Annotated in this window: 22 protein-coding genes, 1 other RNA gene and 3 pseudogenes; 16 read left to right on the top strand and 10 right to left on the bottom strand. The window is 66.1% G+C overall.

Annotated elements, in window-relative coordinates; all coding sequences use genetic code 11:
* Positions 1–42 precede the first annotated feature (42 nt).
* Positions 43–1,014 carry an NADPH:quinone oxidoreductase family protein gene (locus AC5Y5B_RS11945; protein ID WP_112634701.1) on the bottom strand — a complete coding sequence of 324 codons (972 nt, stop codon included), beginning with the start codon at positions 1,012–1,014 and terminating at the stop codon, positions 43–45.
* A gap of 99 nt (positions 1,015–1,113) precedes the next feature.
* Here AC5Y5B_RS11945 and AC5Y5B_RS11940 point away from each other — a divergent pair.
* A pseudogene (locus AC5Y5B_RS11940) lies at positions 1,114–1,275 on the top strand (oxidoreductase); the annotation flags it as partial.
* On the opposite strand, the gene AC5Y5B_RS11935 reads toward AC5Y5B_RS11940, so the two are convergent.
* The 3 genes from AC5Y5B_RS11935 to hisN form a co-directional block, all read right to left on the bottom strand.
* On the bottom strand, positions 1,268–2,473 hold the full coding sequence (locus AC5Y5B_RS11935) for an acyl-CoA dehydrogenase family protein (RefSeq protein WP_500005388.1): 1,206 nt from the start codon (positions 2,471–2,473) through the stop codon (positions 1,268–1,270). The pseudogene AC5Y5B_RS11940 and the gene AC5Y5B_RS11935 overlap by 8 nt on opposite strands.
* Positions 2,474–2,517: 44 nt before the next feature.
* Entirely contained in the window at positions 2,518–3,915 is a 1,398-nt protein-coding gene (locus AC5Y5B_RS11930) for an acyl-CoA dehydrogenase family protein (protein WP_112634703.1), read from the bottom strand.
* Positions 3,916–3,995: 80 nt separating this feature from the next.
* Complete coding sequence (hisN, locus tag AC5Y5B_RS11925; protein WP_112634704.1) at positions 3,996–4,781, bottom strand: histidinol-phosphatase; 786 nt, start codon at positions 4,779–4,781, stop codon at positions 3,996–3,998.
* A 33-nt stretch (positions 4,782–4,814) separates the two neighbouring features.
* Between hisN and AC5Y5B_RS11920 the strand changes: the two genes are divergently transcribed.
* A complete protein-coding gene (locus AC5Y5B_RS11920; protein ID WP_500005387.1) occupies positions 4,815–5,171 on the top strand; it encodes a hypothetical protein in 357 nt (118 codons plus the stop codon).
* A gap of 7 nt (positions 5,172–5,178) precedes the next feature.
* Here AC5Y5B_RS11920 and AC5Y5B_RS11915 read toward each other — a convergent pair whose 3' ends face one another.
* From AC5Y5B_RS11915 to AC5Y5B_RS11905, 3 genes and pseudogenes are all read right to left on the bottom strand, one after another.
* Positions 5,179–6,279, bottom strand: a complete 1,101-nt coding sequence (locus AC5Y5B_RS11915) for a PPE family protein (protein WP_500005386.1) — start codon at positions 6,277–6,279, stop codon at positions 5,179–5,181.
* A 92-nt stretch (positions 6,280–6,371) separates the two neighbouring features.
* On the bottom strand, positions 6,372–7,541 hold the full coding sequence (locus AC5Y5B_RS11910) for a PPE family protein (protein ID WP_500005385.1): 1,170 nt from the start codon (positions 7,539–7,541) through the stop codon (positions 6,372–6,374).
* A gap of 320 nt (positions 7,542–7,861) precedes the next feature.
* Positions 7,862–8,444 (bottom strand): annotated as a pseudogene (locus AC5Y5B_RS11905) (SPFH domain-containing protein); the annotation flags it as partial.
* A gap of 29 nt (positions 8,445–8,473) precedes the next feature.
* Here AC5Y5B_RS11905 and AC5Y5B_RS11900 point away from each other — a divergent pair.
* On the top strand, positions 8,474–9,271 hold the full coding sequence (locus AC5Y5B_RS11900; RefSeq protein WP_500005384.1) for a universal stress protein: 798 nt from the start codon (positions 8,474–8,476) through the stop codon (positions 9,269–9,271).
* Between the two features lie 106 nt (positions 9,272–9,377).
* A pseudogene (locus AC5Y5B_RS11895) lies at positions 9,378–9,844 on the top strand (group III truncated hemoglobin).
* Here AC5Y5B_RS11895 and AC5Y5B_RS11890 read toward each other — a convergent pair.
* Together AC5Y5B_RS11890 and AC5Y5B_RS11885 are read right to left on the bottom strand one after the other, a co-directional pair.
* Entirely contained in the window at positions 9,786–10,217 is a 432-nt protein-coding gene (locus AC5Y5B_RS11890; RefSeq protein ID WP_112634709.1) for a pyridoxamine 5'-phosphate oxidase family protein, read from the bottom strand. The pseudogene AC5Y5B_RS11895 and the gene AC5Y5B_RS11890 overlap by 59 nt on opposite strands.
* 74 nt (positions 10,218–10,291) lie before the next feature.
* A complete protein-coding gene (locus AC5Y5B_RS11885; protein WP_500005383.1) occupies positions 10,292–11,653 on the bottom strand; it encodes an FAD-dependent oxidoreductase in 1,362 nt (453 codons plus the stop codon).
* Between the two features lie 172 nt (positions 11,654–11,825).
* On the opposite strand from AC5Y5B_RS11885, the gene prfB reads away from it, so the two are divergent.
* From prfB to AC5Y5B_RS11835, 10 genes are all read left to right on the top strand, one after another.
* Positions 11,826–12,938 carry a peptide chain release factor 2 gene (prfB, locus tag AC5Y5B_RS11880; protein ID WP_112634711.1) on the top strand — a complete coding sequence of 371 codons (1,113 nt, stop codon included), beginning with the start codon at positions 11,826–11,828 and terminating at the stop codon, positions 12,936–12,938.
* Positions 12,928–13,917 (top strand): mechanosensitive ion channel family protein, encoded by a 990-nt coding sequence (locus AC5Y5B_RS11875; protein ID WP_240631842.1) that lies wholly within the window; start codon positions 12,928–12,930, stop codon positions 13,915–13,917. Before prfB ends, AC5Y5B_RS11875 begins: the two co-directional genes overlap by 11 nt.
* Complete coding sequence (locus tag AC5Y5B_RS11870; protein ID WP_500005382.1) at positions 13,914–14,429, top strand: Rv3103c family proline-rich protein; 516 nt, start codon at positions 13,914–13,916, stop codon at positions 14,427–14,429. The genes AC5Y5B_RS11875 and AC5Y5B_RS11870 overlap by 4 nt, the downstream gene beginning before the upstream one ends.
* 43 nt (positions 14,430–14,472) lie before the next feature.
* A complete protein-coding gene (gene ftsE, locus AC5Y5B_RS11865; protein WP_112634714.1) occupies positions 14,473–15,162 on the top strand; it encodes a cell division ATP-binding protein FtsE in 690 nt (229 codons plus the stop codon).
* Entirely contained in the window at positions 15,163–16,056 is an 894-nt protein-coding gene (gene ftsX, locus AC5Y5B_RS11860; RefSeq protein WP_066879255.1) for a permease-like cell division protein FtsX, read from the top strand.
* Positions 16,057–16,058: 2 nt separating this feature from the next.
* On the top strand, positions 16,059–16,568 hold the full coding sequence (gene smpB, locus AC5Y5B_RS11855; protein WP_112634715.1) for an SsrA-binding protein SmpB: 510 nt from the start codon (positions 16,059–16,061) through the stop codon (positions 16,566–16,568).
* On the top strand, positions 16,565–17,407 hold the full coding sequence (locus AC5Y5B_RS11850) for an EamA family transporter (RefSeq protein WP_500005397.1): 843 nt from the start codon (positions 16,565–16,567) through the stop codon (positions 17,405–17,407). The genes smpB and AC5Y5B_RS11850 overlap by 4 nt, the downstream gene beginning before the upstream one ends.
* A gap of 18 nt (positions 17,408–17,425) precedes the next feature.
* On the top strand, positions 17,426–18,271 hold the full coding sequence (locus AC5Y5B_RS11845) for a maleylpyruvate isomerase family mycothiol-dependent enzyme (protein WP_500005381.1): 846 nt from the start codon (positions 17,426–17,428) through the stop codon (positions 18,269–18,271).
* Between the two features lie 87 nt (positions 18,272–18,358).
* Positions 18,359–18,726: a transfer-messenger RNA gene (gene ssrA / locus AC5Y5B_RS11840) on the top strand.
* Between the two features lie 351 nt (positions 18,727–19,077).
* A complete protein-coding gene (locus AC5Y5B_RS11835) occupies positions 19,078–19,290 on the top strand; it encodes a hypothetical protein (protein WP_165821865.1) in 213 nt (70 codons plus the stop codon).
* A 94-nt stretch (positions 19,291–19,384) separates the two neighbouring features.
* Here the strand turns inward: AC5Y5B_RS11835 and AC5Y5B_RS11830 are convergent, their stop codons facing one another.
* Positions 19,385–19,600, bottom strand: coding sequence for a hypothetical protein (locus AC5Y5B_RS11830; protein WP_205869197.1), 216 nt, complete (start codon positions 19,598–19,600; stop codon positions 19,385–19,387).
* A 128-nt stretch (positions 19,601–19,728) separates the two neighbouring features.
* Here AC5Y5B_RS11830 and AC5Y5B_RS11825 point away from each other — a divergent pair, with 128 nt between their 5' ends.
* Positions 19,729–20,151: an MmpS family transport accessory protein gene (locus AC5Y5B_RS11825; protein WP_205869198.1), complete on the top strand. Its 423-nt coding sequence runs from the start codon at positions 19,729–19,731 to the stop codon at positions 20,149–20,151.
* Complete coding sequence (locus tag AC5Y5B_RS11820; protein WP_500005380.1) at positions 20,148–23,081, top strand: MMPL/RND family transporter; 2,934 nt, start codon at positions 20,148–20,150, stop codon at positions 23,079–23,081. Before AC5Y5B_RS11825 ends, AC5Y5B_RS11820 begins: the two co-directional genes overlap by 4 nt.
* The last annotated feature ends 611 nt before the right edge of the window (positions 23,082–23,692 follow it).

The raw sequence follows: 23,692 nt of genomic DNA, 5'->3' as shown, positions 1-23,692 counted from the left end.
TTGTCGTCACAGTCGTTTAAGTGTCGCGGGTTCGGGGCGGGATCAACCCCGCACGCGCAGCACGACCTTGCCCTTGGCGCTGCGGTTCTCCAGCGAGGCGACCGCGGTCGCGGCTTGCTCCAGCGGGTAGGCCACCGGCTCGGGCGGGGCCAGCTCCCCGGACGTGAGCAACCGTTCGAGGCCGGCCCACTGCTCGGCCAGCGCGCCCGGATGCGTCCCGGCCCATGCGCCCCAGCCCACACCCACCACGTCAACGTTGTTGAGCAGCAACCGGTTTACCTTGACGGTGGGAATCTCACCGCCGGTGAACCCGACCACCAGCAGCCGCCCGCCCGGGGTCAGCGAGCGCAGGGAATCGGTGAACCGGTCGCCGCCGACCGGGTCGACGACGATGTCGACGCCGCGTCCGTGGGTCAACTCCTTCACCGCGTCCTTGAAACCGTCGGCCAGCACGACGTCCGTCGCGCCGGCGGCCGTGGCGATGTCGGCCTTGTCCTGGGTGCTGACCACGGCGATGGTGCGTGACGCGCCCAGCGCCGGCGCCAGCCGCAGCGCCGACGTTCCGATGCCGCCGGCCGCGCCGTGCACCAGAACCGTCTCACCGCGCTGCAGCCGGCCCCGCACGGTGAGCGCGAAGTAGACCGTCAGGTCGTTGAACAGCAGGCCGGCGCCCGCCTCGAAGCTCACATTGTCGGGCAGCTTGAACACCCGGTCCGGGGCCAGCACCGCGACCTCGGCCATGCCGCCGGAGAGCATCGTGAGTCCCACGACCCGGTCGCCGGCACTCACGTTGGCGCCCTCGGGTGCCGACCGGACCACGCCGGCGATCTCGGCGCCGAGCACGAACGGCAACTCCGGGCGGTACTGGTAAAGGCCCCGCGTGAGCAGGGCATCCGGGAAGGCCACCCCGGCGGCGTGTACGTCGACGACGACCCCGTCGCCCGAGGGCTCGTCGATGTCGGTCAACTTGACCGCGTCTGGACCATCGAGCCGAGTCACCTGTACCGCGCGCATGCCACCAGAGCCTACTGGCCGCTCAGAACCCCCCGGCCACCCGCACCACGGCCCGGCCGGAGAACCCGCCGGCACGCACCCGATCGACCACGCCGAGCGCGTCGAAATGGCACACCCGCTCAGGTCGCGCTGGCGTGGACGCCCAACGTGCTGCTGATCCCCGGCACCTCGTCGCGCGGCCACCTGGAAGAGGACATGGCGGAGGCGTCGATCGAACTGGACGACGAAGCCCGCGGGCGCCTGAACGCGATCGCTACTTGAGCTCCGACGACGACAGCCCCAGCAGCCGGCGCGCCACCACCAATTGCTGGATCTGCTGCGTGCCCTCGAAGATGTCCAGGATCTTCGAGTCGCGCGCCCACTTCTCCAGCAGCGTCTGCTCGGAATAGCCCGCGGTTCCGGCCAATTCGACGGTCTTGAGCGTGACGTCGGTGGCCATCCGGCCGGCCTTCGCCTTGCTCATCGACGCTTCTTTGGAGTTGGGGATCTTGTTGTCGGCCTGCCACGCCGCCCGCAGCGACAGCAGGTAGGCGGCCTCCCAATCGGCTTCCATCCGGATGAACTCGGCCGCGGCGGCGCTCTGGACGTGCGAGGGCTTGTCGTAGGAGATCTCCACGCCGGCCTCGGTGAGGATCTTGCGGATCTCCTCCAGGGCGGCGCGGCCGACGCCAACGGCCATGGCCGCGACGATGGGCCGGGTGTTGTCGAAGGTCTCCATCACCCCGGAAAAGCCCTTGCCCACCTCGATTTCGGGGTTGCCGAGCAGGTTTTCCTTCGGAATGCGCGCGTTGTCGAACCGGATGACCGCGGTGTCGGAACCCTTGATGCCGAGCTTGTGCTCGAGCCGTTCGACCGTGACACCGGGATGCTCGCGCGGCACGACGAACGACTTGATCGCCGCGCGGCCCGCCGCCTTGTCGAGCGTCGCCCACACCACGATGTGGGTGGCGCGCGAACCGGCGGTGACGAAGATCTTCTCGCCGTTGATCACGTACTCGTCGCCGTCCAGGGTGGCGGTCGTCGACACCGCCGCCGAATCCGATCCGAAGCCGGGCTCGGTGATCGCCATCGCCGCCCACACCTTGCCCAGGCGTTGCAGCTGTTCCTCGTTGGCGACGGCCGAGATGGCCGCGTTGCCCAGCCCCTGATACGGAACCGACAGCATCATCGCGAGGTCACCCCAGCTGGCTTCCAGGGTCTGCAGCAGCGCCGCCATGTTGGCGCCGTTGTGGTTCTTGTCGCGTTCTTCGTCCTCGCTGCCCAGCGCGTTCGCTCCGGCGAATTCGATTGACTCCGAGGCCCCTTCGAAGAGGCTGAACAGGGTGTCGAGCTCGACGGGGTACGCGTGCTCCTTGAGGTCGTACTTGCGGGCGATCGGCCGCATCAGCTCGGCGGCGCCCTGGTGGGTCTTGGTCGTCACCGCTTGCATCTTGCGGGGAAGTTCCAGATTGATTGCCATGATTGAACTTTCAGCTCGGATGAGTTAACGACTTGGATGACGACTCAGATGACGACAACGCCCTCGGCCACGCCGATGGCCCGCAGGTCGCGGTACCAGCGTTCGACCGGGTGCTCTTTCGTGTAGCCGTGGCCGCCCAGCAGCTGGACACCGTCCAGGCCGATCTGCATGCCCTTGTCGGCGCCGAGCCGCTTGGCCAGCGCCGCCTCGCGGACGAACGGCAGGCCTTGCTCGGCGCGCGCCGCGCCGCGCCAGGTGATCAGCCGCAGCCCGTCCAATTCGATGGCGATGTTGGCGCACATGAAGGCCACCGCCTGCCGGTGGGCGATCGGCTCGCCGAAGGCGTGCCGCTCCTTGACGTATGGGACGACGTAATCGAGCACCGCGTGCGAGGTGCCGACGGTCAGCGCCGCCCAGCCGAGCCGGGCCAGCGCGATCGCCTCGGAGTAGTCCTCGTCGGTGGCCTCGTCCTCACCGAGCCGGGCGCTGGGGGGCACCGTCACCCCGGAGAGTTCGACCTGGCCAAGGGCCGCCGCGCGAATCCCCATGCTCGGATCCGCCTTCACGGAAAGGCCTTTTGCCGACGACTCGACGATGAACAAGGCCGGCTTGCCGTCCAGCTGCGCGCCGATGATGAACAGCTCGGCGTCGGCCGCGGCCGGGACCAACGACTTCACCCCGTCGAGGCGGTATCCGCTCGGGGTGCGCACCGCGGTGGTCTTCAGCCGGGTGGGGTCGAAAAGTGGTTGCGGCTCGGCGATGGCCACGCAGGCTTGGGGCACGTTCTCGCCGGCGAACTCGGGCAGGTAGGTGGCCTGCTGGTCGGCGCTGCCCCAGTGGGTCAGCGCCGAGGCCACGCCTCCGGGTGCCAGCAGCGGCAACGCCAGGCCCATGTCGCCGTAGGACAGCGCCTCGGCCACCAGCACGTTGGTGACGCTGGACCGGTGCGCGGCGATGCCGTCGAAATCCTCGGGGATGTTGATCGCGGTGATGCCCAGCTCGGCGGCCTTGGCGATCAGCTCGCGCGGATAGGTCGCCGCCTCGTCGGCGTCGTGCGCGGCGGGCCGCAGCACTTCCTCGGCGAACTCGTCGAGGGTCTCGACGATCATCTTCTGCTCGTCGTCGGGCGTCAGATCGAAGTAGTCCTTGCCGCTCGACTTGAGCCGGGTCGGCCGGCCGCGCAGGTTCTGGATTCGCTTGAATTCGCGAGACGAGGTGGCGGCGGTGGAGAAGACCGTCTTGGTGCCGTAGCGCAGCGCGCGGTTGAGCGGGTCACGCAGCCGATACTTGTCCAGGAATTCCTGGCCGACGAGCGGGGTGATCAGCGCGATGGCGATGTCGACGCCGGTGCGTTTGTGGGGCTGGAGCCCGACGGCGGATTTGTGGTCGCGCCGTTTGACGCGGGAGCGTGCGGATGTCTGTTGAGAACCGGAACCGGTCATTTTCGGCAGCCTCAGGTCGGTGGGCGATGCGGATACCGTCGATCTTACTCCGGAGTAAGATAACGGAGAACACTTGTTAACTAATTCACAGCGAGGCTGTCGAGCACCTGCTGCTGCAGCAGGCCGTTGGTGGCCACGGCGCTGCCGTGATGCGGTCCCGCGGTGCCGTCCAAAGCCGTCAGCGCCCCGCCCGCTTCGCGCACCAGGATGTCGAGCGCCGCGAGATCCCATACCGAGACCTCCGGCTCGGCGGCGATGTCCACGGCCCCCTCGGCGAGCAGGCAATAGGACAGAAAGTCGCCGAAGGCGCGCACCCGCCAGACCGCGTCGGTCAGAGCGATGAATCGATCCCGCACACCCAGCTGCGCCCAGCCGGACAGGCTGGAGAACGAGAGACTTGCCGAATTCAACTGTGCCACAGAGGAAACCGAGAGCCGTCGCGGGGGCGTGCCGTTGACCGCGACGAAGGCGCCCTGACCGTCGGCGGCCCACCACCGTCGCTGCAACGCCGGGGCGCTGACGGCGCCGACGACGGGGACGCCGTCCTGGAGCAATGCGATGAGGGTGGCCCACACCGGCACCCCGCGGACGAAGTTCTTGGTGCCGTCGATCGGGTCGATGATCCACTGCCGCCCGGTGAGGGTGGTGTCGCCGCCGAACTCCTCGCCGACGATGCTGTCATCGGGCCGTTCGCGGCCGAGCGCCTCGCGCAGCTCGTTTTCGACCGCCCGATCGGCGTCGGTCACCGGCGTCAGGTCGGGTTTGGTGTCGACGTGCAGGTCGAGCGCCCCGAATCGGGCGGTGGTCAACGCGTCTGCGCTGTCGGCCAGCGTCAGTGCCAGCGCCAGATCGCCGGTGCGAGTCATGACGCAGTCTTATCACGGTCCTACCATGGCCAAGTGTGGGAATTCGGACTGCTGCTTTTGCTGGTGGCGATCTTGGGGGTGTTTCTCGTCCAGCGGTTCGTCCCGCGCGGCCCTCGGGGTGAGCTGCTCAGCGGCACGCTGCTGGTCACCGGGATAAGTCCCCGCCCAGACGCCACCGGCGAACAATTCGTCACCATCGCCGGGGTGATCAACGGCCCGACCGTCAACGAACACGCGGTGTATCAGCGCATGGCCGTCGACGTGAACCAATGGCCGACCATCGGCCAGCTGTTTTCGGTGGTGTATTCGCCGAAGAATCCGGACAACTGGAAATTCGCTCCCGCGGTTCCGCCCGCGCCCCCGCCGTCGCCCGAGCCGCCCGCCGGCTGAGCGCCGGTCAACCGGCCGCGGGTGGGCGCGTCATCACCGTGATCCGCCTGCCGTAGCGCGGTATCACGAGCGCGGCCCGCCGGACCGTTCCGCCCGGAAGTCCGGGTATGCCCGGCGTGGACCCGGCCGGGGCCCCGACCTCCGTCGCCGTCAGCTCGGCCAGGCCGCTGCCCGGCGCTGCCGCGACGGGATTGCCGGTCGTGGCCGTCCAGCCGGCGGGCACCGACATCGGACCGATCCGTCCGGCCCGCGCGAGCACCGCGTCGACGTTGCCCAGGCCCGAGCTGGCACCGCTGAGCGCGGGCGCCTTGGGCAGGGCGGCCGGAACCGCCCCGAGGTTGGGCAAGATGCCTAAGGCCTTGTCGGCCTGGATGATTCCGGCGGGAGTCCCCTCCGCGGTGAAAACGGATCTGAACGTGAACTGGGCGGCCTGGATGGTGTCAAGAATTCGGAAATCGAGCGGGATTTCCGACGTCCCGGGTGCCGAGGAATTCACCACTTGCGATCCCGATTGCGCCCCCGAGCTCGAAGCGTTCGCGGTGGCTTGCACGACGGCGTCCTGCTGCGCCGTCACCCCATCGGTGGTCGTGGTCTGGCGCGGGGAAGCAAACGGCGAGAACTGCACGGCCGCGGTCGAATTGGCGGAGTAGCCGTACATCGCGGCGGCATCTTGGGCCCAGTATTCGGCGTACTGGGCCTCGGTGGCAGCGATGGCCGCGGTGTTCTGGCCGAAGAAGTTCGTTGCCACCAGCGTGGCCAGCTGGGCGCGGTTGGCCGCGACCGCCGGCGGGGGCACGGTCATGGCATGCGCCAACTCATAGGCCGCCGCCGCCGCCCGGGCCTGCGCCGCCGTCTGCTGAGCAAGTTCGGCGGTCGCATACAGCCACGCGACGTAGGGGGCGGCGCCTGCCGCCATCGCTTGGGCCGCGAGGCCGTGCCAGTACACACCCGTCAGGCCGGACAGCACCGATTCGTACACCGCGGCCGTGATGCCCAGCTCGGCAGAGAGCGAATCCCAGCTTCCCGCGGCGGCCAGTAGCGAACCCGACCCGGGGCCTGCGTACATCCGGCCAGAGTTCACCTCTGGCGGCAGAAAACCGAATTCCATTGTCTTACAGCCCTAAAGGCCGCGTGAAGCGAAACTGCGTGCGGCGAAAGGTTCGTCCTATGACCGACAGCAGTGGGCGAAGTAGTGGCACGTCACCCGGCGGCCGGCGGGCGTGGCATCACGGTGAGCCGCACGCCGTAGCGGGGCGCCGCACCCGCGCCGGCGGACCGGGCGGCACCGCCGCCGGGCATGCCGGGGTAACCGGGATACCCGGACGCGATCGGCTCTTCGGTCCCCGGCAGCGTGGTGAACCCCGCGGGCTCCAACGGCGAGACGTGGCTGCTCGTGGGCGCGACCCACCTTGCGGGCACCGACATCGGCCCGATCGTGCCGGCGTGCGAAAGGGTCGCGGTCACGTTGCCCAGTCCACCGCCGAGGCCCGCCGTTGCGCCGCGGAGTGCGGGCGCCGCGAGCGCGGGAGCGAGGTTGGCCGCGGCCGCACCGGGCTTGGCGAGGATGCCCAGATTGTTTTCCGCCCCGATGATGCCGGACACGAACTGCTCCATGTTGTAGGGGGCGGTGAAGCCGAGGCTCGTTCCCTGAATGGCATCGAGGACCCGGAAGGCGCTGGTGCCCGAGCTCGTCGTCGATGCGTCGAGGTAGTAGACATCGCCCGTGTTGAGTCCCGATTGCGACTGCTGTGTCAGCGGTGAAAAGGTCTGCGCGGCAAGCTTGGTCGCGCCGGCGTTGGTGTTCACCGCGGCCACGGCGGCGCTCTGGTCGCTCACCCCGGAGTCGGTGGTGGACTTCGTTGCCGTGGCGAACCGCGGCAACTGCGTCGTCGCCGCCGTCGACGACACCGAGTAGCCGGTCATGGCGGCGGCATCCTGCGCCCAGAAGTCGGCGTACTGCGCCTCGGTGTCCGCGATGGCCGCGGTGTTCTGACCGACGATGTTCGTTGCCACCAGCGAGGCCAACAGCGTGCGGTTGGCGGCGATCACCGGCGGGGGCACCGTCATCGCATACGCCTGCTCATAGGCCGCCGCGGCGGTCCGCGCCTGCATGGCCGTCTGCTTCGTCTGTTCGGCGGTCGCCTGTAACCAGCCCATGTAGCGGGCGGCCGCGTATGCCATCGACTCGGCGGCGGCGCCGCGCCATTGCAGGTCCAGGCCCGCGAGCACCGACTCGTAGGACTCGGCGGTGGAGGCCAGCTCGGCCGAGAGCGCGTCCCAGCTTCCGGCGGCGGCCAACAGCGAGGCCAATCCAGGTCCGGTGTACATCCGGGCGGAATTGATTTCGGGTGGAAAGAAAGCCCAATCCATGCGTGATACATCCCCTCAATGTGCGGTTTTCGGACAAACGCCACCGGCGCCGGCGCTCGCCGCAGCGGCGTGCTTTTCGGATCTCGTGGGCCGCTCCCGGATTCGCTTGGCCGGTCGGCAAAGCTCACCCCGCGTCGGGCGACGCGGGCGGCGTGGTGCTTAGCGGGGTGGCGGAGCGTGCGCGCAGGGCATTACCAAAGACCTTCGGGGTTTGGGCCCTTTAAACGTGGCAGGTGCGGCCGGTGCCTGCGGGGTTTTGCATATTTCACGGCACGGACCAGACAGAATTCAGCTTCTGTTCATCTTTTATTCATCTTGTGTTAACTGCCTCCGCGGCCTAACTTGACGCCTGTTGAACAGCGAAAGTATTTGACGTGCTTGATAATTGGTGATCGCCGCGAGGACGCCCCGTCGACCGGCAGGGGGAAGATGACGGTCGAATTCTGATCGGCAGGGTCTCCGCGGCTTCGTGCAGCTCCTCCGACGCCTGGAGCTCGCCACGGGCGTTGATGACCTTCGCGCGGCGTTCGCGCTCGGCTTCGGCCTCGCGGGGCATCGCGCGCTGCATCGACTCGGGAATCTCGACGTCCTTGCTCTCAACCGCGCGCACGTGCACACCCCAGGGCTCGGTCTGCTTGTCGATGATCGTGCGCAGATCGCTGTTGAGGTCCTCCCGTGTGCCAGCAGCGTGTCCAGGTCCGCACGGCCCAGCAGCGGCCGCAGAGTCGTCTGAGCGATCTGCGATGTCGCCCAGTATTCGATCGCCGCCATCGCGATGGCAACAGTAAATTCCGTTTCTCCTGCCGCGCCATAGGGTCCAATGGCATCAAATCGAGGACTAATGCCTCTGGGGGAGTGGCGGTTACGAGCAATAACCTCGTGGGTGAACGGTGTGAGAATCACCCTTCATCCGCTCGATGGAGGAGGTCGCGATGAGCAACGCATATCCAGCTCCCGCAATTCTGGTCGGCGTTGACGGGTCCAGGGCGGCGGTACATGCGGCTCTCTGGGCGATCGACGAGGCGGTCAACCGCGATATCCCCCTGCGGCTGGTGTATGTCATCGATCCGCACGACGCTTCGGGCGCGCGGGCCGCCGACACCCGGCTCGCCGTCGCTCGTGCCGCGCTGGCCGACGCCCATCGCGCCGTCGACGCCGTCGGCGAACCGGTCAAGGTCGAAATCGATATTCTTTGGGGCCGAACGGTTTCCAAACTCCTCGAGGAGTCGAGATCGGCGGTCATGATCTGCATCGGCCGGGTCGGGCTCAACCATGCCCGCCATGGCGGACCCGCTGTTGCGGCGTGCCTGATCCGCTCGGCGCTGTGTCCGGTCGCCGTCATCCAACAGCCGCCGGGCCGTCCGACGGCCGAGCAGGTCAGCCGCGTGGTGGCCGAGGTGGACAACGGCAAGGTGTTGCGGCACGCCTTCGATGAAGCGAGACTGCGCGGAACACCCCTGCGGGCACTGTCGGTGTCGAAAGGCCCCGGCGCCGGCGACTCAAGCACCGGAAAACCTTCGGCGCGAGCGCAATTGGATCGTCGACTGGCACGGTGGATGCGGTTGTATCCCGACGTGCAGGCCGCGCCGACGATGGTGGCCGGCGGCCTGGACCGGTACCTGCGCGCCCACCACGAAGCGGGACAGCTGCTGGTCGCCGACACGTATCGGGCCGAAGAGCTGTGCCACGCGGGTCACTCCGTGCTCGCGGTCCGTTGCGGCAACCTGTAACCGGGCCAGATTCGCTCGCCGGTGATCTGAAACACACTGCTCCGCAACGGGGTTCGTCCGGTGAAGATGGTGTTACTCTGAGTTGCAGACAGATCGAGGAGTCGCCGTGAGCCAGCTGACAACGACGGGCGCGGACCTGGTCGACCGCGCCGACGTCGAGGCGCTCCTGCGCCGGTTCTACGGGCGCGCGTTGGACGACGAGGTCCTGGCGGAGCCGTTCGCCGAGTTGCGGGCCACCGGGCTGGAGGCCCACGTCCCGACGATGTGCGACTTCTGGGAGACCGTGCTGTTCCGGGCGGGGCTCTACCGCCGCAGTGCGTTACAGGCGCACCGGGATATCCACGCGCGTGCCCACTGTCGGATCGTCACTTCCGTCGCTGGCTCATGCTGTGGCACAACACCGTTGACGAGATGTACCACGGGCCGGCGGCGGATCGGGCGAAGGTTCAGGCCGGCCGGATCGCGTGGGCCATGCACCGCCGACTCACCGGCGTGGAGGCACCCGAGCTTCTCGTCAGGCAACCGGCTCGTGACGGTCAGGCTCCGGGCCGAACCGGAACGCCCGACCGGTGACCTCGGTCGGGGTGATGCGCACATAGTGCGGTTTGCGCGTCGCCGTCCAGGGCAACAACTGCGCGCGTTCGGCCCGTTGAATGTCCGCGTCGGTCTTCAGCAAGCGCGCGCGACCGCGCACGATGACGCTCCAGCCTTCGATGAGGTTGTGATCGTCGACCTCGAAGACCACCGCGTGATTGGCCACCGCCGAGAACAATTTGGTGCCCTCGGCGGTGCGAAACAGCACGGTGCGGTCCTGCGCGACGAAGTTGACCGGGAAGATCTCGGGCTCACCGGCGAAGTTGGTGACCAGCCGGCCCAGCGCGACACTGCCCAACAGCTTCCAGTTCTCGTCCTCGGAAAGCACGGTGACTGGTTGGTCGTTACCCACGCCGTCAACGCTACGGAGGATTGACGGCGTTGAGTAGAGCCCTTCGTACTCTGGGCGCCGTCGAGACCGAACGATCAGCCGTGGCTGACCCGGAGCAGCTTGGCCAGGCTCGGCAGTTTGACGCGGGGACGTCCGTGCGGTTCGCCGGCCGCCCGCTCATGGGCGTCGATGAGTTCCCAGTGGGCCGAGGTGACCAGTTTGGGCTGGCGCGACGCCAGCCAATCGGCAAGCCGATCGGCGTGGTCGTCGCCGAAATCCGCGAGACCGTCGGCGCCGGACAGATCGGCGAGCAGCGTCTCCACGGTGTCCTGGGAGTCCTTCTTATTGGTGCCGATGACGCCGGTCGGGCCGCGCTTGATCCAGCCGACCACGTATTCGTTGCGCCTGCCTTCGACCCGGCCGCCGCTGTTGGGGATCGTCGCGGTCTTGTCGTCGAACGGCAGCCCCGGCGTGGGCACCCCCCGATAACCGACCGAGCGCACCACCAGCTGCACCGGTAGCTCCTCGCGCTCGCCGGTGTCTTTGGCCGAAACCCACCCGTTGTCGTCGGTGACCAGCTCATTGCGGCCGAGCACGATCGATTCGACCCGGTCCGTCCCCTTGATCTCGATCGGGGAGGTCATGAAACGCAGCACGATGCGGCGGTGCCCGGGGCGCGGGTCGCGCTTCGCGTAGTCGCGCAGCACGTTGATGTTCTGCTTCGCCGTCTTGCCCGCCGCCGCGGCGTCTTCGTCGCTCACGCCTTCGAGCTGGGCGGGGTCGACGATCACGTCGACGTTTTCCAGCTCTCCCAGCTCACGAAGCTCGAGGGTGGTGAAGGCGGTCTGCAGCGGTCCGCGCCGACCGATGACCACCACCTCGTCGACCCCGCAAGGCCGCAGCGACTCCAGCGCGTGGTCGGCGATGTCGGTCTGCCCGAGCACGTCGGGGTCGGTGACCAGAATGCGCGCGACGTCGAGTGCGACGTTCCCGTTGCCGACGACCACGGCGCGGGCTCCCGAGAGATCGGGGGTGGCTTCCTCGAAGTTCGGATGCGCGTTGTACCAGCCGACGAAATCGACGGCGGCGATGCTGCCCGGCAGCTCCTCGCCGGGGATGTTGAGCGCGCGGTCGGATTGCGCCCCGACGGCATAGACGACGGCGTCGTAGCGCTCGGCGAGCTCGTCGGCCTGCACGTGCTCGCCGACCGAGATGTTGCCGAAGAAACGGAAGCGCGGATCCTGGGACGTCTTCTCGAATTGCTTGCTGATCGACTTGATTTTCGGGTGATCGGGCGCGACACCGGAGCGCACCAGCCCCCACGGCGTGGGCAGCATCTCCAGCATGTCGACGGCGATATCGATGTCCTCGGACCCGTCGGCCGCCTTCAGCAAGGAGGAGGCGGCGAAGAAACCCGACGGGCCGGAACCAACGATGGCAACGTGGTAAGGACGCATACTCGACCTTCTATTCGTGCCCGGTTAGCGCCGGGGGCTCCCAGATTGGGCCGGCGCGCAGAGCGGGTCGCACATGATCGTGACTCGATGCTAAACGCATGACCGCTGGTCGTGGCCTGGACACTCGCTGCGAGCTCAGCGGCCCGGAACGCCCCGGGTAACGTGGTCGGCTGTGGAACCCGACCGTCAAGCCGATATCGCCGCACTCGACGCCACCCTGACCACGGTGGAGCGGGTGCTCGATGTGGACGGTCTGCGCAAGCGCATCGAGAAGCTCGAACACGAGGCATCCGATCCCCAACTGTGGGATGACCAAGCGCGCGCCCAGCGGGTGACCAGCGAGTTGTCCCACGCCCAGGGTGAGCTGCGCAGGGTCGAGGAGCTGCGCGGGCGCCTGGACGATCTGCCGGTGCTCTACGAGCTGGCGGCGGAGGAGGGGGAAGGTGCCGCCGACGCAATGGCCGAGGCGGACGCCGAGCTGAAGGCGCTGCGCGCCGACATCGAGGCCACCGAGGTGCGGACCCTGCTGTCGGGGGAGTACGACGAACGCGAGGCGCTGGTCACCATTCGCTCCGGCGCGGGCGGCGTGGACGCCGCCGACTGGGCCGAGATGCTGATGCGGATGTACATCCGGTGGGCCGAGCAGCACAAGTATCCGGTCGAGGTGTTCGACACGTCGTACGCCGAAGAGGCCGGCATCAAGAGCGCGACGTTCGCCGTGCACGCGCCGTTCGCCTACGGCACGCTGTCGGTGGAGCAGGGCACCCACCGGCTGGTGCGAATCAGCCCGTTTGACAACCAGAGCCGGCGCCAGACGTCATTCGCTGAAGTCGAGGTGCTCCCGGTGGTGGAAACCACCGACCACATCGACATACCGGAAGGCGATGTGCGCGTTGATGTTTACCGTTCGAGTGGCCCCGGAGGCCAATCGGTGAACACCACCGACTCTGCGGTACGTTTAACGCATATTCCAACGGGTATCGTCGTGACTTGCCAGAACGAAAAATCGCAGTTGCAGAACAAGATCTCGGCGATGCGAGTGCTTCAGGCAAAGTTGTTGGAACGCAAGCGATCCGAAGAACGCGCTGAACTAGACGCGTTAAAAGGCGAAGGTGGCAGCTCGTGGGGCAATCAGATGCGCTCCTACGTTTTGCAGCCCTATCAGATGGTCAAGGACCTGCGAACCGAGTACGAGGTTGGCAACCCTGCGGCCGTCCTGGATGGAGACATCGACGGATTCCTGGAAGCGGGAATTCGTTGGCGCAACCGAAAAGATGACGAATAACACAAGTTTTCTCGCCACATCGATGACGCACCGCTGGCACGACTTCTGGCGGGGCGAGCTCGGTGAGTGGATTATCGCCAGGGGTCTGCGGATCGCCATGGTCCTGATTGCCGCGGTGCTGGCGGCCCGGTTCGTCAACTGGGTGGCGCAGCAGGTGACGCATCAGCTGAACCTGGGCTTCGCCGAAAGCGACGCGCTGGTGCGCTCGGAGGCATCGAAACACCGCCAGGCCGTGGCGTCGGTGATCTCGTGGGTGTCGGTCGTCATCATCGGCATCTGGGTGATGATGCAGATTGCCGAGATACTGCAGTTCTCGATAGGGGGACTGGTCGCGCCGGCCACCGTGGTCGGCGCGGCGCTCGGTTTCGGCGCGCAACAGTTGGTCAGGGACCTGCTGTCCGGCTTCTTCATCCTGGTGGAACGCCAGTACGGGTTCGGTGACCTGGTGACCATCACCGTCGTGTCCGCGACGGACGCGACCGGCACGGTCGAGAACGTGACGCTACGGGTCACCCGACTGCGCTCACCGGATGGCGAGGTGTTGACCATTCCCAATGGGCAGATCGTCAAGGTGGTCAACCTGTCCAAGGACTGGGCACGCGCGGTGGTGGACATCCCGGTGTCGACCAACTCCGACCTGAACCGGGTCAACGAAGTCCTGCATCAGGAATGCGAGCGCGCGATGGACAACCCGGTGCTGGGCCAATTGTTGCTGGATGCACCCACCGTGATGGGTGTGGAGAGCATCGAGCTCGACACGGTCACCCTGCGCATGGTGGCCCGCACGCTGCCCGGCAAGCAGTTCGAGGTCGGCCGGCAGCTGCGCGTTCTGGTCATCCGGGCGCTGGCCCGCGTCGGGATCGTGACCGCGGCGGACGCGACGGTCGGCTTGGTGGAAGACCCCTCGGTGCCGGCCGCCCAGGCGGCCGCCGAACAGCGAACCGACGATGAAGTCCAAGGTGCGGGGCAGCAGCGTTGAAGTTCACCCTGAACATCCTCGAGAAGCGCGGCGACGGCGACGACACGGATGCGGAGCATCACTGGCCGAATTACGTGTTCGGCGGGCGGCTGCGCACGTCGACGCTCGTGTTGATCATCGCTTTCTTCCTGGCGTGGTGGGTGTATGACACCTACCGCCCGCAACCGGCGCCCAAGCCGCCGGCGCAGCAGGTAGTGCCGCCGGGCTTCGTTCCGGACCCCAACTACACGTGGGTGCCGCGCAGCCGCGTGCAGGCGCCTCCGGCGACCGTCACTTACACGCCGACCCCGACGAGTGCGCCGCCGCCGCCACCCCCGCCACCGCCGCCACCACCGGTGACGACGACCACGACGACGACCACGACGACGACGCCGCCCTTCCAGCTGCCGCAGCTGCCGTGCATCCTGCCGGCGCCGTTCTGCCCGCCCAGCTCAAGCCCGGCGACCCCGACGCCGCAGCAACCGCAGCCGGGGCCCGGCCCGGTGCCGAGTTCGCCGCCACCGGCCAGTTGACTTCGCCTGCCAGCGAAATTCACCGCTACACTGGCGTGCCGTGATGATCACCCTGGACCATGTCAGCAAGAAGTACAAAGCGTCGGCGCGTCCGGCGCTGGAGGACGTCAACGTCAAGATCGACAAGGGTGAATTCGTCTTCCTGATCGGCCCGTCGGGGTCGGGCAAGTCCACGTTCATGCGGCTGTTGCTCGGCGCGGAGAACCCGACCAGCGGCGACGTGCGGGTGTCAAAGTTCCACGTCAACAAGCTGCGCGGTCGTCACGTCCCGAAGCTGCGCCAGGTCATCGGCTGCGTTTTTCAGGACTTCCGCCTGCTGCAGCAAAAGACGGTGTACGAAAACGTGGCGTTCGCGTTGGAAGTGATCGGCAAACGATCCGACGCGATCAATCGGGTGGTGCCAGACGTGCTGGAAACCGTCGGTCTGTCCGGCAAAGCCAATCGATTGCCCCACGAGCTTTCCGGTGGTGAGCAGCAGCGGGTGGCGATCGCCCGCGCGTTCGTCAACCGGCCCCTGGTCCTGCTGGCGGACGAGCCGACGGGCAACCTCGACCCAGACACCAGTAAGGACATCATGGATTTGTTGGAGCGGATCAACCGCACGGGGACGACGGTGCTGATGGCGACGCACGACCACCACATTGTCGACTCGATGCGCCAGCGCGTCGTCGAGCTGTCGCTGGGCAGGCTGGTTCGCGACGAGCAGCGCGGCATCTATGGGATGGACCGCTAAGTGCGCTTCGGTTTCCTACTCAACGAGGTTCTGACCGGGCTTCGCCGCAACGTCACCATGACGGCCGCGATGATCCTGACGACCGCGATCTCCATCGGCCTGTTCGGCGGCGGTCTGCTGGTGGTTCGGCTGGCCGACAACTCGCGGGAGATCTATCTCGACCGCGTCGAGACGCAGGTGTTCCTGACCGATGACATCTCGGCCAATGACACGACGTGTGCGTCCGCGCCGTGTAAGGGGTTGCGCGAGAAGATCGATGCACGCCAAGACGTCAAATCGGTGCGCTTCGTCAACCGTCAGGATGCCTACAACGATGCCATCAAGAAGTTCCCGGAGTTCAAAGACGTGGCGGGCAAGGACTCGTTTCCCGCGTCGTTCATCGTCAAGCTGAACAATCCCGAACAGCACGCGGAATTCGATGCCGCGATGCAGGGTCAGCCCGGCGTGCGCAGCATCCTCAATGAGAAGGACCTCATCGACCGGCTGTTCGCGGTGTTGGACGGCCTGCGTGACGCCGCGTTCGCCGTCGCGCTGGTGCAGGCGGTCGGGGCGATCCTGTTGATCGCCAACATGGTGCAGGTTGCGGCGTACACCCGGCGCACCGAGATCGGCATCATGCGGCTGGTCGGCGCCAGCCGGTGGTACACGCAGCTGCCCTTCCTGGTGGAAGCGATGCTGGCCGCGTCCATCGGTGTCGCGATCGCCGTGCTCGGACTCATGTTGGTCCGCGCATTGTTCCTGGACAACGCGCTGAGCCAGTTCTATCAAGCTCACCTGATCGCCAAGGTCGATTACGCCGACATCCTCTATATCTCGCCGTGGTTGTTCCTGCTCGGCGTGTCGATGGCGGCGGTGACGGCCTACGCGACCTTGCGCCTCTATATCCGGCGGTAGCTGTGGCGAAGGGTTCCGGCCGAGCCAAGGCGGCGGGCGGCAAAGGTGGCAGCAAACAAGTTATTGCCACCAATCGCAAAGCGCGGCATAACTATTCGATCATCGAGTTGTTCGAGGCCGGAGTGTCTTTGCAAGGCACCGAGGTGAAAAGCCTTCGGCTGGGCCAAGCATCGTTAGCTGACGCGTTCGCAACGATCGACGACGGCGAAGTCTGGTTGCGTAACTTGTACATTCCCGAGTATCAGCACGGTAGCTGGACCAACCATGAACCCCGTCGCGACCGAAAGTTGTTGTTACATAGGCAACAAATCGACAGGCTGGTGGGCAAGATACGAGATGGTAACCTCGCCTTGATGCCGCTGTCGCTGTATTTCTCCGAGGGCAAGGTCAAAGTCGAACTGGCCCTCGCGCGCGGTAAAAGGGCTTATGACAAGCGCCAGGACATGGCGCAACGTGATGCACAGCGTGAGGTGGTCCGGGAAATGGGACGTCGAGCAAAGGGCATGACCTGATCGGGGCGGCTTACGCCCAGCTGTCGGCCGTTACGTACGGCGTCAGCGATTTCGTGGGCGGCGTGGCAGCGCGGCGAGTGGCCGCGCTGCGCGTAATGCTGGTCGCCTACCCGATCGAGACGCTGTTGCTGGGCGTGATGGCCGTGTTCGTCGGCGGGCCCATCCATGTCGGTGCCGTTCTGTGGGGTTGCCTGTATGGCATCGGCATGGCGTTCGGCATGTGGGCGTTCTTCGCGGCGCTGGGCTCCGGCCCGATTTCGGTGGTCTCGCCGTTGGCGGCCGTCCTCAACGCGGCGGTGCCCGTCGCGGTGGGCATGGCGTTGGGGGAGCGGCCCGGGCAAGCGGCCCTGGTGGGCGTCGTGCTGGCGCTCGGCGCGGTGATGCTCGTCAGCCGCGAGGCTCCGGTGGAGGGCACGCCGTACCGGTTTACTCCAAAAGTGGCCTGGCTCACAGTGGTTGCGGGTTCGGCGATGGGGTTGAACCTGGTGTTTCTGCACCAGGCGCCGCATGTGTGCAAGCTCTGGCCGCTGGTCTTCGCCCGGGTCGCGGCCAGCCTGGTCGTGTTCGCCATGGCCAAAACCAGCCGGAACCTGGCGATGCCGCGGGGACGCCCGCTGAAATTGGCCATCGCCGTCGCCGTGCTCGACATCTTCGCCAACATCACCATGCTGGCGGCCCTGCACACCTGGCTGCTGTCCTTGGCCAGCATCCTGATTTCGCTGTATCCGGCCGCGACGGTCGTGCTGGCCATGGTGGTACTGCGCGAGCGGGTGACCCGCTTGCAGGGGATCGGCATGGTGCTCGCCATGGGCTCCGTGGCGATGATCGCCTCGGCCTGACGGCCTACGATCCGTAGCATGGCCCATCGCCCCGTCACCAGACTCGACAAGTCCACCGTGCTCGCGGGTCTGTTCGCGGTGTGGGACGACATCGACGCGCTGTTGACCGGGCTCTCCGAAGCGCAATGGCGGGCGCCCAGCCCGCTGCCGGGCTGGGACGTCAAGGCCCTGGTGTCACACATGATCGGCACGGAGTCGTTCCTCGCCGGCATCGCCGCGCCCCAGCCCGATGTCGACGTCTCCGCGTTGGAGCACGTGCGCAATGACGTCGGCGTGATGAACGAGTGCTGGGTGCGTCATCTGAGTGCGCACGCCGACGCCGACGTACTAGAGAGCTTCCGGGCGATCACCACCGATCGGCGCGACGCGCTGACGAAGATGTCCGGCGACGACTGGGACGCGGTGACGATGACGCCGACCGGCCCGGACTCCTACGGACGTTTCATGCGGATCCGGGTGTTCGACTGCTGGATGCACGAAGAAGACATGCGGGTGGCGTTGGGGCGGCCGCCGTCGGATGACGAGCTCGCCGGCCCCGCGGCGTCCCTTGCCGTCGACGAGATCGCCGCGACGATGGGTTACGTGGTGGGCAAACTGGCCAAAGCGCCCGCGGGTTCACGCATCCAGTTCGACCTCACCGGCCCGCTGGCCCGCACCATCCGGGTCAGCGTCGACGGCCGGGCCGCGGTGGTCGACGACTTCGGCGGCCAGGCGCCGACCGCGACGATCCGGCTGGACGGTCTGCAGTTCACCAGGCTCGCCGGTGGCCGCCCGCTGTGTCCCGCCCGCCCCCAGGACGTGGACCTCGACGGCGACAAAGCCGTGGCCGCCCAGGTCGTCGAGCACCTCAACTTCGTGATCTGATCGCAGCCCGGCGGGAAGACAATCCCGTTGCCGCTGGTTGATAGGCAGGTACCATTGATATTCCTGCCGAAAGTCGGTGGGGTGCGAGGGGCTGAAAGGTTTCGACTTCGCGCATCGAATCAAGGGAAGCGTGCCGGTGCAGGCAACTGACCACCGTAAGCGTCGTTGCAAACAGATAAGCGCCGATTCACATCAGCGCGACTACGCTCTCGCTGCCTAAGCGACAGCTAGTCCGTCAGACCGGGAAAGCCCTCGACCCGGACCCTGGCGTCAGCTAGAGGGATCCACCGATGAGTCCGGTCGCGGGACTTATCGGGACACCAACAGCGACTGGGATCGTCATCCTGGCTTGTTCGCGTGACCAGGAGATCCGAGTAGAGGCATAGCGAACTGCGCACGGAGAAGTCTTGAGGGAATGCCGTAGGACCCGGGTTCGATTCCCGGCAGCTCCACAACAGAATGTGCCGGTCATTGCCAGCCCTATGGTTGGCTGATGCCCGGGGTGAGCGGCTTTAATCGTCATACGACGACGGCGTCATGTCGTGCACGCCCGAGACCGCATCGCAAGGAGCACTCATGACCTCTCGCCGTTTCGCTTGGGTGTTCGGTGCGGTGGTGTCGGTGGTGGCAGCGGCCATCATTCCGGTCGAGGCGCACGGCGAGCCGCCGACGAAATGTCTGACCAACACTCCTAAAGGCAAACAGGTCTACGTGCCCTGCGACTTGCTCAACGCCGGTGCCAACTTCCCGCCGGGGCAGCGCTGCCCTCCGCCGCTCGAGCAGTACCCGAAAGATGTGGCGGACTGGTGTGGCGAAGGCCCGGGCCTTGCGAGCACCACGCCGACGACTCCCACGACTCCCACGAGTCCTACGAGTCCGACGACTCCGACGAGCCCCGTGAGGCCGACGAGTCCTACGACCACAACGAGTCCCGCGACCTCGACGAGTCCCACAAGCCCGGCGGCTCCGGGCAGTGCACCGAACGGCAACGAGACGTAAAGCCAAAAGCATTGGTATAGCGTCGGTTCCAATTTCCGGCATCCTCGCCGCCGGAGCCGTCGATTTGTATCGAAAGTCCGCGCGAACTACAGCAGACCGAGTTCTCGCGCGTCTTCACGGTATTGAGCGAAACATACAGCCGCGCACCGATTTCAGATTGCGATAACCCGTGGGCGGCAAGCGAAGAACCTCCAGCTCCTTGGCGGTCAGCTCCTCGCCGACCATGCGCCGACCGTTGCGCGAAGTCACCGCGACGCCCGCGGTCGGCTCGGCCGCGGCCCTCAGATCCGCACTGCGCGCGATGTCACCACCAACAACGATGTGGGCCATGTCACGCGTCGATCTGGCGGCCACCCCGGGAATCAACTCGACCGCTGCGGCGTTCGGCTAGCCGTGGCGGAAGCGAAGAGATGCCTTAATATCAGCCGGTCGGGCATTCCGAATCGGGGGTCGCGGTGTTGACGCTGCTCAAGCGGGCATGGGTTCCGCTGGTGGTGATCGTTGCACTGATCGTCGGAGGCGTCGCAGTGATTCGTCTCAATGGCGTTTTCCCGGGACCCGGCCTGCCCAAGCCCGATCCGCGGGATGCCACCCCGCCATATGCGGCCAAGACCGCCGTCTACGAAATCCTGGGGCCGCCCGGGACGACCGGCGTCGTGAACTGGATGGATGCGGAGTCGCTGCCGCAGAAGGCGGACTTCACCACCTTGCCGTGGTCGAAGACGATCGTCGCGCAGATGCCCGGCATCTTCGCCTATGTCGTCGCCCAGGGTGACAGTCCCTTCATCGGCTGCCGTATCACCGTCGACGGCAAGTTGGTCGATCAACAGCAGGCCACCAACCGCAACGCGCAAGTTTCCTGCTTGGACAAGTCCGCGTGAGCGACGACACGAGCGACACCGACAGAATCCCGGTCGCGCAACCCACCAACGTTGAGCACAAACCACGGATCGCCCGCACCATGCGCGTGCTGGCGCTGCCGATCGTCGTGATCTGGCTGCTGATCGCGGTGGGCGTCAACGTATTCGTTCCACAGCTGGAGAAGGTTGCCGAGGAGGTCTCGGTGCCGCTCTCGCCGTCCGACGCGCCGTCGGTGACCGGGATGAAGCGCATCGGGGAGAAATTCAAGGAGTACGACTCCGACAACCTCGTCCTGGTGACATTGGTCGGTGACAAACCTCTCGGCGAGGACGCTCACCGGTTTTACGACGATCTGGTCAACAAGCTGCAGCATGACCCACACGTCGAGCATGCGCTGAATTTCTGGGGGCAGCGATTCACAGCATCCGGTGTCGAGAGCTACGACCACAAGGCCGCCTACGTCCAGGTCAACCTGCGCGGTGACCAGGGCGGGGCCGTCGGCGACAAATCGGTTGCCGCGGTTCGCAAGATCGTCGCGGACTCGAAACCGCCGGCGGGGGTGAAGGCCTACGTCGCCGGTCAGGGAGCCCTGACCGCCGACACGATCGTCGTCGGCGACGCGAGCCTGGCCAAGATGACGATCATCACCATCATCATCATCGCGATCATGCTGATGTTCGTCTATCGATCCATCGGCACGGTGCTGCTGACGATGGTCATCCTGTTCGTCGGATTGGCCACCGGCCGTGGCGTCGTGGCGCTGCTCGGCGAGACCGGCATCATGGGGCTGTCGACCTTCGCCGTGAACTTGCTGACGGCACTGGCCATCGCGGCGGGTACCGACTACGCGATATTCATGGTCGGCCGCTACCAAGAGGGCCGCGAACGGGGGCTGGACCGCGAGGCGGCCTACTACGACACGTTCGCCGGTGTCACCAAGGTGGTGCTGGGCTCGGGGTTGACGATCGTCGGGGCGCTGGCCTGTCTGAAATTCACCCGGCTCCCGTACTTCAGTTCGTTGGCGTTTCCGTGCGCAGTGGGTCTGCTGGTGGTGGTGGCCGCCGGGGTCACGCTGACACCGGCGCTGATCGCCTTCGCAAGCGGCTTCGGCCTTTTCGACCCGAAGCGCGAGTTCAACTACACCCGGTGGCGCCGTCTGGCGACCGCCATCGTGCGGTGGCCCGCGCCCATCCTCGCCACCTCCGTCATCCTGGCGATCGTCGGCGCTATTGGCTTGATGGGCTTCACCCCGCGCTACAACGACCTCTACTACCTGCCGCAGAGCGCGTCTTCGGTGAAGGCGTACAACGCGGCCGATCAACACTTCACCCAGGCCCGTCTGAACCCGGACCTGCTGATGATCGAATCCGACCACGATCTGCGCAATCCCCGGGACATGCTGGTCCTGGACAAAGTCGCCGGCGCGATCTTCCGGGTGCCTGGCATCGAACGGGTGCAGAGCATTACCAGACCGCTCGGGCCGCCAATTCAAGACGGATCCGTTCCGTTCCAGCTCAGCGTGCAAAGCGCGCCGATCCGCAGCAACCTTGATTACCTGAAGGCCCGTGTCGGCGACATCAAGAAGATCACCGGTTTCCTCGACACTCAGATCGCCCTCTTGGAGCGCCAGTATGCGGTGACCCAGAAGCTCGCGAACGCCGCGGACGACAGCTCGAAAACCACGGGTGAGACGGCGGCGATCACGGACGAGATCCGGGACCACATCGCGGATTTCGACGATTTCTGGAGACCGATTCGCAGTTACTTCTACTGGGAGAAGCACTGCTACGACATCCCGATCTGCTGGTCGCTGCGAAGCCTGTTCGACGCCCTGGACGGGTTCGATCAGCTGGCCGAAAAGTTCCACGCCCTTACCAGCGACTTGACCGACACGGCCAAGGCCACCCGCGAGTTGCTGGCGATCATCCCGGAGAACATCGCTGTCTCGAAGTCGATCCGGGATACGACGCTGACCATCTACAGCTCGTTCGACAGTCTGATCGACCAGTTCGACCGGCTGACCGACACGAACGCCGTGATGGGCAAGTCGTTCAACGATTCTCAGGTGGAGAGCCTGTTCTACCTGCCGCCCGAGATCTTCCAGAACCCGGACTTTCAGCTGGGGTTGAGCTTGATGGTGTCGCCGGACGGCAAGGCTGCGCGCTTCATCATCACCCACACCGTGGATCCGGCGACGACGAAGGGAATCGCGTCCGTCGACCAGGAGCGCCAAGCGGCCAAGGAGGCGCTGAAACTCACGTCGTTGGAGAACGCCGACATCTACCTCGGCGGTACGGCCGCAACGTTTTACGACATCGCCAACGGAGCCAAGTACGACCTGATGATCGCCGCGGTCGCGTCGATCGTGCTCATCTTCATCATCATGGTGATCGTCACCCGCGCTCTGGTCGCGGCGGGTGTCATCGTCGGCACGATTGTGATGTCGCTAGGGGCGGCGTTCGGGTTCTCGACGCTGATCTGGCAGCACCTCGCTAATTTCCAGTTGCACTGGGTGGCAACAGAATTCGCGTTGATCGTGCTTCTGGCGGTCGGATCCGACTACAACCTGATGCTGGTGTCGCGCATCGAGGAGGAGATCGGAGCCGGTCTGAAGACAGGACTGATCCGCGGCATGGGTGTGACCGGCCCGGTGGTGACCGCCGCCGGGGTGGTGTTCGCCGTCACGATGGGCACGATGATCACCAGCGATCTGCGGGCAATCGGCCAGTTCGGCACGACGATCGGCATCGGTCTGCTGTTCGACACCTTCGTCGTGCGCTCGCTCATCACGCCGTCGATCATGACGGTGATGGGACGCTGGTTCTGGTGGCCGAAGCGGGTACGGGTCCGCCCGGCCAGCCTGATGCTCCGGTCCGTCGGGCCGCGCCCGTTGGTTCGTGCGCTGTTGTACCAGCCAAGGCACGCGGTCGCTCCGGATTCGCAGACCTAGCATCGGCGCGGCACGAGCCGCCGATTGATGCGTCAAGTGGTTGGCGCAGAACGGCCTACGATTTGCGCTGGCCCGCCCTGGCGGCTTCGCGCTGAGCCTTCTCCTTCGCGTGGGCCGAGCAGCAATGCCCCATATCGCAATGGAACCGGTCACTACAATCATGCGAACAATAGATCGATGCGGCCGGAAGCCAGTCCGGATCGGACAGGTCACGCGGTCGCTCGTTCGGATCGAACGAGTGGCCACAATGCACGCAGATCCTGGTCTTGGTCCTGACCATACCGCTCAGAATACGCGCCATCGTCCCGAATCGGGGCTGTTTCGGGTGGAGGGTGAGCGGCCTTCGTTTCACACATCAGTGGCGTTCAGTCTTCTTTTGCGCCAACGAGTTCGGGTCACCGCGGCGCATTACTCACCCGGGTGAATGCATGGTCGGGGTGATGACAGCTCCGGGCGGCCGATGCTCGAACCGGTCACCGACGAGGAGCTCGACGCGCGAAAGGGCCTGCGCGTCGCCGACTGATCAGCAGCCGACGAAGCTGCCACCTGCGGGGCAGGTGGGGATGTTGATGAGAGGAACGCAGCTCGATGTCGTCGTTGAGACGGCGAAC

The organism is Mycobacterium sp. NGS33 (assembly GCF_059812885.1).
The sequence above is the reverse complement of the archived record's forward strand: the minus strand, read 5'-3'. Positions and strand labels throughout refer to the sequence as shown.

What these genes read in the sequence shown, in the direction of transcription:
- AC5Y5B_RS11945 (WP_112634701.1), bottom strand. Translation starts at nt 1,014, where the DNA reads ATGCGCGCGGTACAGGTGACTCGGCTCGATGGTCCAGACGCGGTCAAG.
- AC5Y5B_RS11935 (WP_500005388.1), bottom strand. Translation starts at nt 2,473, where the DNA reads ATGGCAATCAATCTGGAACTTCCCCGCAAGATGCAAGCGGTGACGACC.
- AC5Y5B_RS11930 (WP_112634703.1), bottom strand. Translation starts at nt 3,915, where the DNA reads ATGACCGGTTCCGGTTCTCAACAGACATCCGCACGCTCCCGCGTCAAA.
- hisN (WP_112634704.1), bottom strand. Translation starts at nt 4,781, where the DNA reads ATGACTCGCACCGGCGATCTGGCGCTGGCACTGACGCTGGCCGACAGC.
- AC5Y5B_RS11915 (WP_500005386.1), bottom strand. Translation starts at nt 6,279, where the DNA reads ATGGAATTCGGTTTTCTGCCGCCAGAGGTGAACTCTGGCCGGATGTAC.
- AC5Y5B_RS11910 (WP_500005385.1), bottom strand. Translation starts at nt 7,541, where the DNA reads ATGGATTGGGCTTTCTTTCCACCCGAAATCAATTCCGCCCGGATGTAC.
- AC5Y5B_RS11900 (WP_500005384.1), top strand. Translation starts at nt 8,474, where the DNA reads ATGAGCAACGCATATCCAGCTCCCGCAATTCTGGTCGGCGTTGACGGG.
- AC5Y5B_RS11885 (WP_500005383.1), bottom strand. Translation starts at nt 11,653, where the DNA reads ATGCGTCCTTACCACGTTGCCATCGTTGGTTCCGGCCCGTCGGGTTTC.
- AC5Y5B_RS11875 (WP_240631842.1), top strand. Translation starts at nt 12,928, where the DNA reads ATGACGAATAACACAAGTTTTCTCGCCACATCGATGACGCACCGCTGG.
- ftsE (WP_112634714.1), top strand. Translation starts at nt 14,473, where the DNA reads ATGATCACCCTGGACCATGTCAGCAAGAAGTACAAAGCGTCGGCGCGT.
- AC5Y5B_RS11845 (WP_500005381.1), top strand. Translation starts at nt 17,426, where the DNA reads ATGGCCCATCGCCCCGTCACCAGACTCGACAAGTCCACCGTGCTCGCG.
- AC5Y5B_RS11830 (WP_205869197.1), bottom strand. Translation starts at nt 19,600, where the DNA reads ATGGCCCACATCGTTGTTGGTGGTGACATCGCGCGCAGTGCGGATCTG.